Here is a 15,418-nt window from a genome sequence, read left to right on the forward strand (position 1 = left end):
GTTTAGGCCTCCTGATCCACGCCAATCGTTACCCAATCATCACCATCGTAGGCGTGGGGGGGAACTTCCAAGTTAATGGGAGCAGGTACACCCTTGTACACACGGCCCGCCAAATCGAACTTAGAGCCGTGACAGGGGCAAAAGAATCCGCCTTGCCAGCTATCGCCACCCAAATCCTGTGCACCCACATCCGGGCGGAACATAGGTGCGCACCCCAAGTGCGTACACAAACCCAGCAAGATCGAAACTTCGGGTTTGATCGAGCGAGTCTCATTCTGAGCGTAAACAGGCTGTTGCGGCTCTTCAGAGTTGGGGTCACTAACCAGCTCTGTGGTTTTCTGTAAACCGGCCAAAGCTTCTTCGGTGCGGCGCAAAATGTAAACGGGCTTGCCGCGCCACTCAACGGTGATCATTGCACCGGGCTCAATTTTACTGATGTTTACTTTGACCGGTGCACCGGCCGCTTTGGCTTTTGCACTCGGGTTCCAGGACCCGACAAAAGGAACCGCGGCACCTACCGCACCAATGGCACCCACAACAGTGGTGGCCCCGGTGAGTACGCGACGACGGGTCTTGTTGACAACGTCATTGCTCATGACGACTTCTCCCCTAACAGCATCGACGGCTAAAAATCACGAATTTTCAAAGATTTAGACTAATTTTATTGTCTTTAAAAATCCGCCAATATTAATGAAATTAGTCAACTGTTACAAGGACAAGCCAACAAGACCGCGCCAGATAAGGGCTGCGGGGCATTGGCACGCGTGTCGATCTCGCTTTATTTAGCGTAAACGGTGAGCCCCAGGCCATCCGCAACACCAAACCCAAAACAAAAAAACGCCCAGGGTTGCCCCTGAGCGTTTTTCGATCGAACACGCTGTAACAGCTGTCGTAAAGCCAAATTAACGCTTGGAAAATTGTGGCTTTTTACGAGCTTTACGCAGACCGACTTTCTTACGTTCAACTTCACGAGAATCGCGAGTCACGTAACCGGCACCACGCAGCGATGGACGCAAAGTCTCATCGTACTCCATCAGCGCGCGTGTCAGGCCGTGGCGAATTGCACCCGCCTGACCAAAGCTACCGCCGCCTGCGACAGTGGCTTTAACGTCGAACTTTTCTGCCAGATCGGTGGTCTGCAGCGGCTGACGCACAACCATCTGCGCTACTTCGCGACCGAAATACTGATCCAGCGGACGACCATTAACTGTAATTGTACCTGTGCCGGGTGTAATAAACACTCGAGCGGTCGAGGTCTTACGACGGCCGGTACCGTAATATTGAGTAACTGCCATAATCAGCTTTCCGTTTAGAGGTTAAGTTCTTGCGGCTGCTGAGCAGTGTGCGGATGCTCACTACCTGCGTACACTTTCAACTTGTTGAACATAGCTCGACCGAGCGGACCACGCGGCAGCATGCCTTTTACAGCACTCTGGATAACGCGCTCTGGGGCCTTTTCGATCAGCTTCTCAAAGCTCATTGACTTGATGCCACCGATGTAGCCGGTGTGACGATAGTACATCTTGTCAGTTGCTTTTTTCCCGGTCACAGCAACTTTCTCTGCGTTAATAACTACAATGTAGTCACCGGTGTCAACATGCGGGGTGTACTCAGGTTTGTGCTTTCCGCGCAGACGAGTAGCGATCTCCGTAGCCATACGGCCCAGAGTCTTACCTTCTGCATCAATCACGAACCAATCGCGAACGACCGATTCTGCTTTAGCACTATATGTCTTCATGTTATACCTGCCTACTAGGTGGTGCTTCCCACAAAAGAGCGCGAATACTACATAAGGGCGAACTGCATTTCAAGCACTTTTTGCGGCTTTTTTAAGCATTTCATACAACGCAATACGCCAGACCAAACTATGGCGGCGGACCCGGCACCCACACGTACCTACGGGCGGTGCGGCCGCGCGAGATATTCGTGGCTGCGCATCTCCAATAAGCGACTCTGGGTGCGCTCGATTTCAAAGCTGAGCCTACCGCCTGCGTACAAATTGGACAATTCCACTTCGGCGGAGACTACCAGCTTAACGTTGCGGTCGTAAAATTCGTCCACCAAATTGATGAATCTGCGCGTCTGATCATCGCGATCTCGGCCCAACTGCGGCACGCCCGACACGATGACCGCATGAAACTCCCGCGCCAACTCTATATAGTCGTTTTGCGAGCGCGGCCCGTCACACAACTGGGCAAAGCTAAACCAGGCGACATCGTCTGCCAGCCGCAGAGCCATCAGATAGCGCCCCTCCACCTCGAGGCGCTGCTCATGCCTGACCTCGGCACCGGGCGGACACAAGCGTTTAAATGCCTGCTCCAGCCCATCCTGCGCTTCCGCCCCCAAAGGAGAGTAGTACAGCTCAGCCTGCTCCAGTGCACGCAACCGGTAGTCGACACCGCCATCGACATTGACTATCTGCGTATGCTTTTCGAGTAAGGCGATGGCGGGTAAGAATCGCGCTCGCTGTAAACCATCTTTATATAAGCCCGCAGGTTCAATATTCGAAGTAGTGACCAAAGTCACCCCGCGGCGAAATAACCCATCAAGTAACCCCGCTAAAATCATGGCATCGGTAATATCACTGACGAAGAACTCGTCAAAACAAATAACCCTCGCCTCGGCCGCAATGTTTTCCGCCACCTGCTCAAGTGGGTTTTTTTGCCCAGCCAGCTGCCTTAATTCACCGTGAACCCGGCGCATAAAACGATGGAAGTGAACCCGCATTTTGCGCTCAAACGGCAGGCTTTCGTAGAAATTGTCCATTAGGTAGGTTTTACCGCGACCTACACCGCCCCAAAAATACAGGCCGCGAACCGGCTCCAGCCAGCGCTCTCCTGTCAATCTGGCCCACCAACCTGGCCTAACCACAGGCTGTTTTAGCCGTTCGTAAAGGCCCTGCAATTCGCCAACTGCCTGTTCCTGCGCCGGATCATGCTGAAACCCATCCGTCTGCAGGTCGCGCTGGTAGCGCTCTATAGGCGAAAGAAGCCCACTTGTCATTGTAATAGCTCCTCTGGGGGCAACTGATCAATAAGCGCTTTAGCGATCACCTGCTTCAGTTCCGTTAATCTACCGTGAAAAAAATGGCCGGCTCCCACAAAACAGTGATATTGCACGTCGCCTGACAACTCGCCCGCCCAACTGCGCACCGCGGGCTCTTCCACTCGCTCGTCGTCATCGCCTTGCACAATGCAAACAGGGGCTAAAAATTTCCCCGCGCGCTCGAACACATACCGAGGCACCGGGGGTGCAATTAGACTCAGGTGAAGACACGGCAGTCGGTAGCTCGCTTGTGCCGCTATTGACGAGCCAAAAGAGAAGCCGGCCAACAATAGGGGGGTATTGGGATTCTCAGTGAGCAGGGCAGAGGCTACAGCGACAAGATCCTCCACCTCGCCGATGGCATTGTCATGCTTGCCCTCACTGTGGCCGACACCGCGAAAATTGAACCGCAGCGCGCCAATACCCAAATCGCGATAGGCCCGGGCCAGTGTTGTCACAACTTTGTTGTTCATCGTGCCCCCGTGCAACGGGTGCGGGTGACAGACAATGGCCGCTGCACCCGTATCACTGTAGGGCGCGCCGGGGCTTGCAGGCGTACCGGCAACCTCAATGACACCCATCGGGCCCGAGATCAAAGCCGATGGCTGTGTAAGTAAATTAGACATGGTCTACCATTTTAATAAGGCCGTGCGGCAAAAAGAATTGACCAAGCTGCGACTCTGGCCTCTCTTTACAGCACAAAACGCCGTATAATACAGTTTCAGCAGGATGTTTTACATGTGTGGAATACAAGGCTGTGTTCACCAATACTTAAGTACTGAGCCAGGAGAGTTTTTGTGTACTCATTGACCACCATCATTGTTACCGCTTTGGTTGCCGCCTTTATTGGCTGTGTCACCGGTTATGTGCTCTCTCGCAAGAGTAGCAACGGCAATCGCCCCAATGATTTGCAAAAGCGTCTGCAAGAAGCTGAAGAAGCTCTCGATCATTACCAGCACGACGTCACAGAACATTTCGCCCGCACCACTGAACTGGTCAACAGCCTGAATGAAAGCTATCGCGATATGCACGAGCACTTAGCTTCCAGCGCTCTTAAGCTCAGCACTCCCGAAATTAGCCGTCAATTATTGGAAGAAGCACAACACCATTTGCCTGGCAACAAAGGGCACAACTTAGAGCATACGCACGTCGAAGCACCTCGTGATTGGGCCCCCAAACGCGCCGGCAGCAAAGGCACCCTGAGTGAAGAGTACGGCCTGGATGAAGCTGAAAAACTGGCCAGGGCGGCGGCGGAAGACGCTGCAGTCGACGATTCTAAGTAGCGCGACACACTCTTATGCCTGTTCGCGCCCTGCAATTTATACTCTGGCCCGCATTGGCGGGCCTTTTTATCGCACTGACTATTTTTATCGCCTTTCCGCGTCTAATGCCCTGGCAATTACCGGTCGCAGCGAATAAGCACGCCAATCCATCTCAGGTTACCTCTTACGCCGACGCCGTTGATCAAGCTGCCAACTCAGTCGTCAATATTTACTCACGCAAAATTATTGGCACAAAGCAACATCCACTGGCAGAGCATCCTTTATTCGAACACCTGTATCGCAATCCAGAACAACAAAAGCGTGTGCAATCGGCTCTTGGCTCCGGTGTCATAGTGAGCGAGGAGGGTTACCTACTCACCAACAATCATGTCATTGACGGTGCGGATGAAATTCTGGTTTTGCTCCACGACGGGCGCCGCGCCGGTGCCACGTTTATCGGTAACGACCCAGAGAGTGACCTCGCCGTACTCAAAATTGAGCTGGATAATCTCACCCCCATTCAAATCGGTAACCCAGCCCAGACCCGGGTCGGCGATGTCGTGCTGGCTATCGGCAATCCATTTGGTGTTGGTCAAACTGTCACTCAGGGAATCGTCAGTGCTTTGCGCCGCTACGGCCTGGGTATCAGTACTTACGAAAACTACATACAAACCGATGCCGCCATTAATCCCGGCAACTCCGGCGGCGCACTGATTGATACGCAGGGAAATTTGCTGGGCATCAACGCCGCAATCATTTTCGATACCGTTGGCATTGGCTTTGCCGTGCCCGCGGATGACGCTATTGACTCACTCAGCGACATTGTTAAATATGGTCGCGTCGTTAGGGGATGGCTTGGCTTGACCGTAGAGCGACTCACCCCCGCGATGGTGCTCGAGCTGAACTTAGGCAGTGTTGCCGGTGTATTGGTCACCGATACTCCGGTCAATGATCCCGCCTACGATGCCGGCATTCGCCCAGGCGATGTACTCACCCATATTGATGGGCAACCCATAGGGACTGAGCGACAAGGCCTAAACGAAGTCGCCGGGCTGGACCCCGGCACCAAAGTAACCGTTCAGGTTTTGCGCCCTCGCCCGGACCGAACTCCCGAAAAGCTGGTGTTTGAGGTTACCGTTGAAGAACGTCGATTAACCAGCGAAGTAAGAACTTAGCAATCCCAGTGCTAAGCGCGCCGGCGGCGTCAACTCTCGCGCACTGAATAATGGCGCACCACATCGCGAGCAATCAGCCCCCACGCCGACTGTTTAACACGCGCTTGGTGCTGCTCAAATGCAGGGCGGTCGGCAAACTTTTCAAACACGTTAAATCTGTATGGAACGTATTCGTCTGCGGTAACACTGAAATCTATACAACCGGGCTCGGCATGCGTATTCGCCACATGCTCTGGCAGCGCAGCCACTACCGCCTCGAAGTCGGCCTCGGGAACAATAATGTACCCCGATAAAACAATAGCCATATGCCTCAACCTCAACCGTTACCCATAAAACTTACTGACTTAGGACGGGCTTTGCAGACACAACCGATAACAAGTCTCAACGATATTACCGTGTTCCGGATGCTGCTTTTCTTGTCCAGAAACGGTAAATCCCTGCGTCTCGTAAAACCGTCTCGCCCCTATGTTATCGCGCGCCACCCATAGGTATAGCGACGAGTAGGCGGTTTTGAGCTCTGCGATAATCCGAACCAGTAGTTCTCGTCCCAGCCCCTGCCGCCAGAACTCGGGCAAAACGTTAAGCGCAACCAACTCTGCGCCTTCAAACCCATGGTCTCGTGCCGGGCCATAAGTGGCAAAAGCCACTATCTGCCCGTCACATACGGCCACTTTGTAGCAGCCCCGCCCCGGCTTGGCGAGGGCAGCTCGCCAACGATTGGCACAATCATCAACGCTCATGACTTCGAGAACTTGAGAGGGCATTATCCCGGCGTAGCCGGCGCGCCAGGCATCACATTGCACGCTGGCTATCGCGACCGCATCACCCACACCAGCAGCTCGAAGCTGTACTCGAGGTGCCTGCATCAACTCCCCCCAATTTTTTATGCCTATCGAATCTGCACTCTAGTGCCAACCCACATTCTTATATTTTGGTATTGGTGCCAGCATAAGCAAAGAGCCCCCCCCCTTTCAAACTGAAATACATTAAAAGACCCCTCTAAAAAAGCGCCGTAGGCATCGGCAAACTCATTCCGCAAGAGCAACGCTGAGCGACATTTGGACTGGCAACAAAAAAGCCACTCGCCTTAGACGAGTGGCTTTTTCAAATAGCAATCAGAGTTATTTGCCCGCCGGTGTTACCGCCAACCTCTGAACATCCGAAACCGGTTTATCTCCGGCAAAAAACGGCGACGGTTTATTTTTTCCGCCTATTTTTCCTTTGAACATAAACCAGAGTATTTTAGGCAAGAACGATGGGGGAAATCGCGGATGAGCATCTTTGGGCATTTCGTCCACTGCATACTTACCAAAAGCTTTTAACGTCACAGGGCCCAGCGCACTCAGCTTTTCTTGCTCATTGGCAAAACACATAAACTTTACCGATACCCCCACAAACGGCACCGACGCCTTACCCAACGTATTGGCAACTGGTGTGTTACAACAGGAGGCGTACCAGCGATAGATACCTTTAGGGGCAAGCTGAACACCGGCAATGTGCTCAGCACCGGCAGTAATTTTCATTAACGAGGGATAAGTTTGAAACAACTCCGAGCCGCCATGCTCATCCAAAATACGCTCTTGGTTCTTTAGAAATCGAGCGTAACTTTGGCAGTCGCAGCACAAACAGTGGACGTGGAAACTGGCACTAGGAACAATTTCAAGCGAGCCCGATACCTGACCGCAAAAGCATTTCAAATCAACTGAGTTGGACATAGTCACTCCATGAACCTGCACCCGCCATTATTTTTACACTCGCTACACCCTGACAATCAACAGTATGTAGCTTCAGACCTCCGGCGTCAGACAGCTGACGTCAACCGTCAACCGTCAACCGTCAACCGTCAACCGTCAACCGTCAACCGTCAACCGTCAACCAAAAGCCTACAACTTACGATAATCCGCCGACAGCGCATGAGCTTCTAAATCTTCGCTGCGCGCCAAGGTTGCGGCCGTTTTCGCCAGTGTCGACGCGCCTTCAGGTGAGGCGAAAATAATCGAACTGCGTTTTTGAAAGTCGTAAACCCCCAAAGGTGAAGAAAAACGCGCAGTACCAGATGTTGGCAACACGTGGTTGGGACCGGCGCAGTAATCACCCAAGGCTTCTGGAGTGTGACGCCCCATAAAGATAGCACCTGCGTGGCGAATACTGGGCAGCAAAGCCTCAGGATCGGCAACAGACACTTCCAAATGCTCGGGAGCGATGTGATTGGACAGTGCCACTGCCTCGTCCATATTGTTCACTTTAATCAGTGCACCACGCCCTAACAGGGACTCGGCGATAATGTCTTTGCGTGACATGGTTGGCAACAGGCGTGCCATTGAAGCTTCTACTTCATCGAGGAAGTTGGCGTCAGGACTGACCAAAATAGATTGAGCCTGTTCGTCATGCTCAGCCTGACTAAACAGATCCATTGCAATCCAATCCGGGTCGGTATCACCATCGCACAGCACTAAAATTTCAGATGGCCCCGCGATCATATCAATGGCCACCTGACCGAATACGGCGCGCTTGGCGGTCGCCACAAAAATATTACCCGGACCGACAATTTTATCGACCTTGGTCATTGTTTCGGTACCGTACGCGAGCGCCGCCACAGCTTGCGCACCACCGATGGTGATAACGCGGTCGACACCGGCAATTTTAGCCGCGGCCAACACCATATTATTGAGCACGCCGTCCGGGGCTGGCACCACCATAGTCAGTTCGTCGACGCCAGCCACTTTGGCTGGAATCGCGTTCATCAGTACGGATGACGGATACGATGCCTTACCGCCAGGTACATAGAGCCCCACTCGCTCCATGGGGGTAATTTTTTGGCCCAAAACAGTACCGTCTGCTTCCGTGTATTGCCACGAGTCTTGACGTTGATGCTCGTGGTAGGCGCGCACGCGACGTGCCGCCTCTTGTAACGCCTCGCGCTGCGCAGGCTCAATGGCATCGAGTGCCGCCGCTAACGTATCGGCGCCCACCACAAATTCGGCCATTGATTCCGCGCTGCGACGGTCAAAGCGATTGGTGTATTCCACCACGGCGGCATCGCCGCGCGCCTTCACCTCGTTAATAATTTCATCAACAATTTGGGCCACTTTATGATCAGACACCGAATCCCAGGCCAGCAAGGCATCCAGCTTGGCGCTGAAGTCGGGGGTATTGGAGTCGAGTCGGGTAATCATAAGTCTGTACTCAGCAAATTGAATCTTTGATAAAAGTGAAGTCAGTCGCGGTTTACCGCCGCCGCGATACCGTCGATAATGGTCTGAATACCCACATGCTTCATTTTCATCGACGCTTTGTTCACGATTAAACGCGAACTGATATCCGCGATAAATTCGCGTGGCTCAAGACCATTAGCTTTGAGTGTATTGCCGGTATCCACAATGTCGACAATCTCATCAGCCAAGTTCATGATCGGCGCCAGCTCCATACCACCATAAAGCTTAATGATATCGCTCTGGCGTCCTTGTGCTGCGTAGTATTGCTTGGCGATGTTGACATACTTAGTTGCCACGCGGATGCGCCCGCTTTTGATCGGCACTCCCTTGATAGCGGCAGTCATTAGTTGGCACTTGGCGATATTTAAATCGAGCGGCTCATACAGACCGTCGGCGCCATTTTCCATCAAGGTATCTTTGCCCGATATCCCCATATCAGCGGCACCAAACTGTACGTAGGTCGGCACATCAGCACCGCGCAACACCAACAGCTGAACATCGTCGCGGTTGGTGGGAAACACCAGCTTGCGGCTTTTGTCGATATCCTCTTGCGGGGTTATGCCCGCCGACTCTAATAGCGGCAATGTCTCTTCTAAAATACGTCCCTTAGTGAGGGCTATGGTAATCATTTGGCTCATGTCAGGCTCGGTCATTGACTGTCGCGAAATCAGTTAGGCACGCGGCGGATATTCGCCCCGAGCATTTGCAGTTTTTCTTCAATGCATTCGTAACCACGGTCGATATGATAAATGCGATCGACTAGGGTCGTCCCGTCGGCGACAAGCCCCGCAATCACTAAACTGGCAGAGGCGCGCAAATCGGTCGCCATTACCGGCGCTCCCTTGAGCGATTCTACGCCCTCGATCATGGCGGTATTGCCCTGTAGATTGATTTTGGCCCCCATTCGATTCAGTTCATGCACCTGAATCAAACGGTTTTCAAAGATCGTCTCGGTGACAGTACTGGAACCTTCGGCCACAGCATTCATGGCCGTAAACTGCGCCTGCATGTCCGTTGGGAAAGCAGGGTACGGTGCAGTTTTAAGGTTCACCGCCCGGGGGCGATTGCCTTTCATATCAAGGCTAATCCAGTCAATACCCGTATCAATGTGTGCGCCGGCCTCCTCTAGCTTGAGCAATACACCTTCGAGTATGTCCTCGCGGGTGTCCTTCAAACGGATGGTTCCACGCGTCGCCGCAGCGGCCACAAGGTAGGTTCCCGTCTCAATACGATCGGGCATGATTTTGTAGTGGCAGCCCTTGAGCGATTCCGCACCATCAATAATCATGGTCTGACTACCAATGCCTTCGATGTTGGCACCCATGGCCACCAGACAGTTGGCCAAGTCGACCACTTCGGGCTCGCGGGCGGCGTTTTCCAGCACGGTTCGACCATCCGCCAGCACCGCTGCCATAAGCAAATTCTCGGTACCGCCGACGGTGACGGTATCCATCAGAATATGCGCACCTTTCAAGCGACCATCACTGCGGGCGCGAATATAACCCTCATCTACATCAATGCTGGCGCCCATGGCCTCCAGGCCTCGCAAGTGGATATCCACCGGGCGAGACCCGATCGCACAACCACCCGGGAACGACACATTGGCAACACCATGGCGGGCCAACATCGGACCCAGCACCAAAATGGATGCGCGCATGGTTTTCACAAGCTCGTATGGAGCGGTGAAATCATTGATAAGGTTGGCATCAATCTCTACAGCCATACGCTCATCAACGGTGACACCCACCCCCATACAACGCAACAGCGCCAGCATGGTCGTAATATCGTTCAGGTGCGGGAGATTAGAAATGTTTATTGGGCTATCCGCCAACAAGGTGGCCGCCAAAATCGGCAGCGCCGAGTTTTTTGAGCCAGAAATACGAATCTCCCCGCTGAGAGGACCTGCGCGGTTAATTAACAGTTTATCCATGAATCAATCCGCTATCAGGCCTGTTCAGGCGTCAGTGTTTGCATATGCACGGCATGAATTTCACCACTGGCGATCATATCGTTCAATACGGCGTAAACCATTTGTTGTTTTTTAACCGGACTCTGACCGGCAAACGCTGGGCTAACCACGCGCAGATGGACGTGATTACCTTCAATTTGGACTTGTGCCTGGCTGTCAGGCACGGCGCTTTCGATCATCGCCTGGATTTGCTCAGCTTGCATAGGGTCCCCACAGGACGAGGCCAACACCACTCGGGCGCTGGCGGGTTTACTTAGGGCGGGAATATTACCGGATTAGGCCGCCAGAATCACGCTTGACGGCCCGATTTGAGCGGTTATACGTCACTGGCGTCCCAGTTGGCGATCACTTTGGCTACATCACCACCGTACTTTTGCGCCAGCTGTTCAAACTGACTGACAAACGAGGTGCCTAAATTCGCGCCATTGAGGACGACATTGATCAACTTCCATTCACCCTGCTTATTCTTCCCCATTGTGTAAGACAGCTTATGCACAGAGCCTTGATGCTTCACCTCTTGATCGACCGTGATACGGCGTTTGTCGCCTACAGGCTCACCGGTAAGCACCTGAATATCACTGTCAGCATAATTAGCAATCCCCTTGGCATATGAGGCCACTAATCCAGCTTTGAATTTTTCGGCAAACTCGACCTGCTGCTCCGCGCTGGCGGCGTCGTAATAGTCGCCCATCACCACGCGAGCGATATAATCAAAGGCCACCACCGGTTCAAGTGCCTTGAGCACCTTGGCATCATAGTCTGCCTTGTTACCACCTGTATTCTGCGCCTGCGCAGCGCTCACCAACTCGCCTGTTACTTTTTCGACAATCGCATACGGATCCGACGCCTGCGCATTCACCGCTACGGTGAACAGTGCCGCCGAAAACCACATACCCAATCGACCTATAAATGACTTCAAGCCATCTCTGCTCATTATAATCTTCCTTTTACTGTTAAATATTCAATAGATTTTGCCGCCGGAGGAGGGCGCAACATTGCCGCGCGAGGCGTAACACTATAACATCTTACCCCACTGCTATGGTGCCGTGGGTTACTCGCTTAGGTTTTTCGGCGAGTGCTCAGCGTATACAAAGCACCCGCAACATTCCGAGTTCCAACACACACCCTGAGAGACCCCTATGATCGACCTTTGGCTGCCCGCACTGTTAGTTCTGGTAGGCTTTGCCGGCCTGATTTGGAGCGCCGACAAATTTGTCGGCGGCAGCGCCGCCCTGGCCCGAAGCTACGGTGTATCCAAGCTAATCATCGGCCTGACCATTGTTGCCCTGGGCACGTCCGCTCCAGAAGTACTGGTATCGATAAGCGCCTCCCTTCAGGGCAAGGGCGATCTTGCCATTGGTAACGCGCTGGGCTCCAACCTGGCCAATATTGGCTTGGTTTTGGGGGTTACAGCACTCATCGCCTCACTGCCCGTACAAAACCACTTGCTGAAAACCGAAATGCCGGTACTGCTATTGATCACCGCCTTAGCTGGTTGGTTCCTTTACGATGCACAATTATCGCAAGCCGAAGGTTTAACTTTGTTGCTCGCCTTGCCCTGTGCAATGGCGATCATTATTTGGAGCAAGCGCCATCACCCAGAAGAAGTTGACGACGAAATCCCAGATATGACACGGGGACGGGCCCTGTTCTGGTTTGCTTTTGGCTTGCTGGCGCTGATCATAAGCTCCGACCTTTTGGTGCGCGGGGCCAGTGAATTAGCGTTGGCATTTGGGGTCAGCCCGCTGATCATAGGGCTGACCGTTGTCGCCGTGGGCACCAGCCTGCCTGAGCTCGCCGCATCAGTCGCCAGTGCACTCAAGGGGCACCACGATATAGCCATTGGTAACGTGATTGGCTCCAACCTATTCAATCTGCTGGCGGTTATGTCGCTGCCCGGCATCATTGCCCCCATCACCATGGAAGCCGAGGTGTTTAGCCGCGACTTTGTAGCCATGGCCGGCATAACCGCTTTGCTTGCTCTTGCCCTGTTTGCCAGCGGTATTATCCACCGGAACAATGGCGGCGCAAGATTAGGCAAAACTATGGGCATCGTATTTCTACTCGTGTACGCCGGCTACTACTTTGTTTTGCTCGGCTGATAGAATATATGACCCAACGACCCACGGAGCAGCCAGAAGCTACCATGAGCAATTTTGACTTTGGCGCATCAGCCCTGCGTACTATCGAACAGGAAGCCTACTCGGTTGCCACTTTAGCAAACCGCATCAACGGCGATTTCACGCGCGCCTGTCAGCTGATACTCGACTGCAAAGGTCGCGTCATAGTCTCGGGGATGGGCAAATCGGGACACATGGGCAAAAAAATTGCGGCCACTCTTGCCAGTACCGGCACCCCTGCGTTTTTTATGCACCCGGGAGAAGCAAGCCATGGCGATTTAGGCATGCTGACGCGAAATGACATATTAATGCCGATTTCTTATTCGGGTAACTCCACTGAGCTCATTACTTTGCTGCCACTGATTAAACGTCTCGGCGTCCCCATTATTGCAATGACCGCCGACGCAACGTCCACCCTGGGTAAAGCGAGCGATATCCACTTATCCATTGAAGTTGAGCGCGAAGCCTGCCCACTAGCATTGGCACCAACCTCAAGCGCCACTGTCACAACAGTATTAGGCGATGCGTTAGCCATCGCACTGCTTGAGGCGCGTGGCTTCACCGCCGAAGATTTTGCTTTTTCTCACCCGGGCGGTACCTTGGGCCGAAAACTGTTGTTACGAGTGGAAGACCTAATGCACACGGGAGACCAATTGCCGACCGTAGCCCCCTCAGATCATTTATCGCAAGCGCTGATTGAAATGAGCTCGAAAGGTTTTGGCATGACCACTGTACTGGACAGCCAGCAGCTGATTGGCATATTCACCGATGGGGATTTGCGTCGCCAGATTGATAGGGGCATTGATATTCACACAGCCACTATGCGCGACATTATGACGGTCAACCCCACTACTATTGGCATGGAAACACTAGCGGCCGAAGCATTAAAAATTATGGAAGAAAAGAAAATTACAGCGCTGGTTGTTACCGGCACCGATAAACAGGCCACCGGCATTGTGCATATGCATGACCTTTTGCGTGCCGGCGTGGTCTAACGGATACCCAACACCTCATGTCTGAACAAACACTAGCACTGGCAAAGCGCATTAAACTATTAATTCTCGATGTCGACGGAATACTGTCCGACGGCAAGCTGTACTACGATAACCACGGCAACGAGATGAAAAGCTTTTGCACCCAAGACGGGCAAGGCATTAAGACCTTACAAAAGCACAGTGATGTCCGGGTTGCCATTATCACCGGGCGCAAGAGCGAGATTGTCGCCCGGCGCGCTAAAGAACTGGGGATAGAACTGGTGATTCAAGGCCGCGAGGACAAATGGCAAGCGCTGCAAGAAGTGTTTGACCAACTCCATTTAAAACCCGAAGAAATTGCCCATATGGGTGATGACTGGCCCGACTTATCCATCATGACTCGTGTAGGCCTGGCCCTAACCGTTCCTAACGCGCACGCCTCCGTAGCTGAATACGCCCACTGGATTAGCCATCGCAGCGGCGGAGATGGAGCGGTGCGCGAAGCTTGCGACCTAATTTTACAAGCCCAGGGGCACTACACAAACGCCATGGCGCAGCACCTCCCGCAAGGCTCACTCTGATGCGAGCCGGTCAACCACGTTCATGGCTTGTCACTATGGTGCTGGTCAGCGCCCTGCTCTATGGCGCACTGCAGTTCTCGCCTCAAGATATAGTGAATAGGCCCAAAGAGGGGCAGCGAGTAGCCTTTCCGGACGCCTACATGGTTCACATGCAAGATCGCACTTTTAACAGGGAAGGACGACTCGCCCACACCTTGCAGGCCAGCGACGTGACTTACTTTAGGTCGGGCGACACCATGCAAGGCTACATTGAACAACCCAAGCTCGCTTTTTTTGGAGAAAATGACTCACCGCCTTGGCATTTGGTTGCCACTCAGGGTACGGCAAGTTCCGACCAGCAATCGTTGCTACTCACGGGAAATGTGAACGCTTTTCATGAGCACCAGCGCTACGGGCGAATAGACGTCACTACCGATAACTTATACATCAACACTGAAACGCAAATTGCCACAACCGATAAACCTGTTACTATGCAAAGCGCTCGCGGCACCACCAGTGCTATTGGCCTTGCCGCCGACTTAGAGTCCGGCCGGGTAGAATTGCTGTCTGAGGTAAAAGGTACCTATGACCCCAATTAATTTTCTGCGAAGCGTCAGTTTCGCGCTGCTAATGATCGTTTGTACTGAAGTATTAGCTCTGCCTGATGACCGGAAACAAGACTTTCAGCTGCAGGCCAACCAGCAAACATTCGATCAAAAGAATGGGCGTGTAACCTACACCGGCGAGGCCCGTCTCCAACAGGGCTCCTTAATCATCCGCGCCGACACCATAGTGGTCCAGTTTAACCAAGACAATAGCGTTGAGAAAATCACCGCGAGCGGTCAACCCGCGCACTTTGAACAGCAGCCCAGTGTCGAGCGTGGCATTGTCAGCGCCAAAGCAGGCATCATTGTCTATGACAGCACCGTCAATACAGTCTCGCTCAGCCAAAACGCACGGTTGGAACAAGACGGTGCCATTATGCAAGGCCACGAAATTCGCTACGACATCAACCGCGAACTGGTCAGTGCTAAGGGCGACCAGCAACGCGACCAACCCATTCAAATGACTATTCCACCGGCAGTAATTGAGCAGTAA

The 15,418-nt window shown here is 53.0% G+C and carries 20 protein-coding genes; 7 read left to right on the forward strand and 13 right to left on the reverse strand.

The genetic code is table 11. From position 1 onward, the window contains the following. Positions 1-2: 2 nt before the first annotated feature. From petA to QWI17_RS20995, 5 genes are all read right to left on the reverse strand, one after another. The gene (gene petA / locus QWI17_RS20975; protein WP_302724478.1) at positions 3-596 is read right to left on the reverse strand and encodes a ubiquinol-cytochrome c reductase iron-sulfur subunit; all 594 of its coding nucleotides are present in this window, start codon (positions 594-596) and stop codon (positions 3-5) included. Between the two features lie 306 nt (positions 597-902). After that, a complete protein-coding gene (rpsI, locus tag QWI17_RS20980) occupies positions 903-1,295 on the reverse strand; it encodes a 30S ribosomal protein S9 (RefSeq protein ID WP_302724479.1) in 393 nt (130 codons plus the stop codon). Between the two features lie 14 nt (positions 1,296-1,309). Beyond that, the gene (gene rplM / locus QWI17_RS20985) at positions 1,310-1,738 is read right to left on the reverse strand and encodes a 50S ribosomal protein L13 (protein WP_302724480.1); all 429 of its coding nucleotides are present in this window, start codon (positions 1,736-1,738) and stop codon (positions 1,310-1,312) included. 158 nt (positions 1,739-1,896) lie between these two features. After that, positions 1,897-3,003 (reverse strand): cell division protein ZapE, encoded by a 1,107-nt coding sequence (zapE, locus tag QWI17_RS20990; RefSeq protein ID WP_302724481.1) that lies wholly within the window; start codon positions 3,001-3,003, stop codon positions 1,897-1,899. Further along, positions 3,000-3,671, reverse strand: coding sequence for an alpha/beta hydrolase (locus QWI17_RS20995; protein ID WP_302724482.1), 672 nt, complete (start codon positions 3,669-3,671; stop codon positions 3,000-3,002). Before QWI17_RS20995 ends, zapE begins: the two co-directional genes overlap by 4 nt. A 171-nt stretch (positions 3,672-3,842) precedes the next feature. Between QWI17_RS20995 and QWI17_RS21000 the strand changes: the two genes are divergently transcribed. After that, positions 3,843-4,328: a Z-ring associated ZapG family protein gene (locus tag QWI17_RS21000; protein WP_302724483.1), complete on the forward strand. Its 486-nt coding sequence runs from the start codon at positions 3,843-3,845 to the stop codon at positions 4,326-4,328. A gap of 14 nt (positions 4,329-4,342) precedes the next feature. Then, the gene (locus tag QWI17_RS21005; protein ID WP_302724484.1) at positions 4,343-5,482 is read left to right on the forward strand and encodes a trypsin-like peptidase domain-containing protein; all 1,140 of its coding nucleotides are present in this window, start codon (positions 4,343-4,345) and stop codon (positions 5,480-5,482) included. 29 nt (positions 5,483-5,511) lie between these two features. Here QWI17_RS21005 and QWI17_RS21010 read toward each other — a convergent pair whose 3' ends face one another. From QWI17_RS21010 to QWI17_RS21045, 8 genes are all read right to left on the reverse strand, one after another. After that, positions 5,512-5,787, reverse strand: a complete 276-nt coding sequence (locus tag QWI17_RS21010) for a putative quinol monooxygenase (protein WP_302724485.1) — start codon at positions 5,785-5,787, stop codon at positions 5,512-5,514. A gap of 39 nt (positions 5,788-5,826) precedes the next feature. Next, complete coding sequence (locus QWI17_RS21015; protein ID WP_302724486.1) at positions 5,827-6,348, reverse strand: GNAT family N-acetyltransferase; 522 nt, start codon at positions 6,346-6,348, stop codon at positions 5,827-5,829. Positions 6,349-6,603: 255 nt separating this feature from the next. Next, positions 6,604-7,197, reverse strand: a complete 594-nt coding sequence (locus QWI17_RS21020; RefSeq protein WP_302724487.1) for a DUF6151 family protein — start codon at positions 7,195-7,197, stop codon at positions 6,604-6,606. A 168-nt stretch (positions 7,198-7,365) separates the two neighbouring features. Next, a complete protein-coding gene (gene hisD / locus QWI17_RS21025) occupies positions 7,366-8,658 on the reverse strand; it encodes a histidinol dehydrogenase (RefSeq protein ID WP_302724488.1) in 1,293 nt (430 codons plus the stop codon). A 41-nt stretch (positions 8,659-8,699) separates the two neighbouring features. Then, positions 8,700-9,335 carry an ATP phosphoribosyltransferase gene (gene hisG / locus QWI17_RS21030; RefSeq protein WP_441294601.1) on the reverse strand — a complete coding sequence of 212 codons (636 nt, stop codon included), beginning with the start codon at positions 9,333-9,335 and terminating at the stop codon, positions 8,700-8,702. Between the two features lie 29 nt (positions 9,336-9,364). Beyond that, positions 9,365-10,627, reverse strand: a complete 1,263-nt coding sequence (murA, locus tag QWI17_RS21035; RefSeq protein WP_302724489.1) for a UDP-N-acetylglucosamine 1-carboxyvinyltransferase — start codon at positions 10,625-10,627, stop codon at positions 9,365-9,367. Between the two features lie 14 nt (positions 10,628-10,641). After that, a complete protein-coding gene (locus QWI17_RS21040) occupies positions 10,642-10,869 on the reverse strand; it encodes a BolA family protein (RefSeq protein WP_302724490.1) in 228 nt (75 codons plus the stop codon). Between the two features lie 113 nt (positions 10,870-10,982). Then, positions 10,983-11,600 carry an MlaC/ttg2D family ABC transporter substrate-binding protein gene (locus QWI17_RS21045; RefSeq protein WP_302724491.1) on the reverse strand — a complete coding sequence of 206 codons (618 nt, stop codon included), beginning with the start codon at positions 11,598-11,600 and terminating at the stop codon, positions 10,983-10,985. Between the two features lie 205 nt (positions 11,601-11,805). Between QWI17_RS21045 and QWI17_RS21050 the strand changes: the two genes are divergently transcribed. From QWI17_RS21050 to lptA, 5 genes are read left to right on the forward strand one after another with little or no spacing between them, the layout of a single operon-like run. Beyond that, complete coding sequence (locus QWI17_RS21050; RefSeq protein WP_302724492.1) at positions 11,806-12,768, forward strand: calcium/sodium antiporter; 963 nt, start codon at positions 11,806-11,808, stop codon at positions 12,766-12,768. A 44-nt stretch (positions 12,769-12,812) separates the two neighbouring features. After that, positions 12,813-13,781, forward strand: a complete 969-nt coding sequence (locus QWI17_RS21055) for a KpsF/GutQ family sugar-phosphate isomerase (protein WP_302724493.1) — start codon at positions 12,813-12,815, stop codon at positions 13,779-13,781. Between the two features lie 17 nt (positions 13,782-13,798). Beyond that, complete coding sequence (locus QWI17_RS21060; RefSeq protein WP_302724494.1) at positions 13,799-14,341, forward strand: KdsC family phosphatase; 543 nt, start codon at positions 13,799-13,801, stop codon at positions 14,339-14,341. A gap of 35 nt (positions 14,342-14,376) precedes the next feature. After that, complete coding sequence (lptC, locus tag QWI17_RS21065; protein ID WP_302724495.1) at positions 14,377-14,919, forward strand: LPS export ABC transporter periplasmic protein LptC; 543 nt, start codon at positions 14,377-14,379, stop codon at positions 14,917-14,919. Next, a complete protein-coding gene (lptA, locus tag QWI17_RS21070) occupies positions 14,906-15,418 on the forward strand; it encodes a lipopolysaccharide transport periplasmic protein LptA (RefSeq protein WP_302724496.1) in 513 nt (170 codons plus the stop codon). The genes lptC and lptA overlap by 14 nt, the downstream gene beginning before the upstream one ends.

Source organism: Gilvimarinus gilvus (genome assembly GCF_030518155.1).
Taxonomy (GTDB): Bacteria; Pseudomonadota; Gammaproteobacteria; order Pseudomonadales; family Cellvibrionaceae; genus Gilvimarinus; species Gilvimarinus gilvus.

What these genes read in the sequence shown, in the direction of transcription:
- petA (WP_302724478.1), bottom strand. Translation starts at nt 596, where the DNA reads ATGAGCAATGACGTTGTCAACAAGACCCGTCGTCGCGTACTCACCGGG.
- rpsI (WP_302724479.1), bottom strand. Translation starts at nt 1,295, where the DNA reads ATGGCAGTTACTCAATATTACGGTACCGGCCGTCGTAAGACCTCGACC.
- rplM (WP_302724480.1), bottom strand. Translation starts at nt 1,738, where the DNA reads ATGAAGACATATAGTGCTAAAGCAGAATCGGTCGTTCGCGATTGGTTC.
- zapE (WP_302724481.1), bottom strand. Translation starts at nt 3,003, where the DNA reads ATGACAAGTGGGCTTCTTTCGCCTATAGAGCGCTACCAGCGCGACCTG.
- QWI17_RS20995 (WP_302724482.1), bottom strand. Translation starts at nt 3,671, where the DNA reads ATGTCTAATTTACTTACACAGCCATCGGCTTTGATCTCGGGCCCGATG.
- QWI17_RS21005 (WP_302724484.1), top strand. Translation starts at nt 4,343, where the DNA reads ATGCCTGTTCGCGCCCTGCAATTTATACTCTGGCCCGCATTGGCGGGC.
- QWI17_RS21010 (WP_302724485.1), bottom strand. Translation starts at nt 5,787, where the DNA reads ATGGCTATTGTTTTATCGGGGTACATTATTGTTCCCGAGGCCGACTTC.
- QWI17_RS21015 (WP_302724486.1), bottom strand. Translation starts at nt 6,348, where the DNA reads ATGCAGGCACCTCGAGTACAGCTTCGAGCTGCTGGTGTGGGTGATGCG.
- QWI17_RS21020 (WP_302724487.1), bottom strand. Translation starts at nt 7,197, where the DNA reads ATGTCCAACTCAGTTGATTTGAAATGCTTTTGCGGTCAGGTATCGGGC.
- hisD (WP_302724488.1), bottom strand. Translation starts at nt 8,658, where the DNA reads ATGATTACCCGACTCGACTCCAATACCCCCGACTTCAGCGCCAAGCTG.
- hisG (WP_441294601.1), bottom strand. Translation starts at nt 9,335, where the DNA reads ATGAGCCAAATGATTACCATAGCCCTCACTAAGGGACGTATTTTAGAA.
- murA (WP_302724489.1), bottom strand. Translation starts at nt 10,627, where the DNA reads ATGGATAAACTGTTAATTAACCGCGCAGGTCCTCTCAGCGGGGAGATT.
- QWI17_RS21040 (WP_302724490.1), bottom strand. Translation starts at nt 10,869, where the DNA reads ATGCAAGCTGAGCAAATCCAGGCGATGATCGAAAGCGCCGTGCCTGAC.
- QWI17_RS21045 (WP_302724491.1), bottom strand. Translation starts at nt 11,600, where the DNA reads ATGAGCAGAGATGGCTTGAAGTCATTTATAGGTCGATTGGGTATGTGG.
- QWI17_RS21050 (WP_302724492.1), top strand. Translation starts at nt 11,806, where the DNA reads ATGATCGACCTTTGGCTGCCCGCACTGTTAGTTCTGGTAGGCTTTGCC.
- QWI17_RS21055 (WP_302724493.1), top strand. Translation starts at nt 12,813, where the DNA reads ATGAGCAATTTTGACTTTGGCGCATCAGCCCTGCGTACTATCGAACAG.
- QWI17_RS21060 (WP_302724494.1), top strand. Translation starts at nt 13,799, where the DNA reads ATGTCTGAACAAACACTAGCACTGGCAAAGCGCATTAAACTATTAATT.
- lptC (WP_302724495.1), top strand. Translation starts at nt 14,377, where the DNA reads ATGGTGCTGGTCAGCGCCCTGCTCTATGGCGCACTGCAGTTCTCGCCT.
- lptA (WP_302724496.1), top strand. Translation starts at nt 14,906, where the DNA reads ATGACCCCAATTAATTTTCTGCGAAGCGTCAGTTTCGCGCTGCTAATG.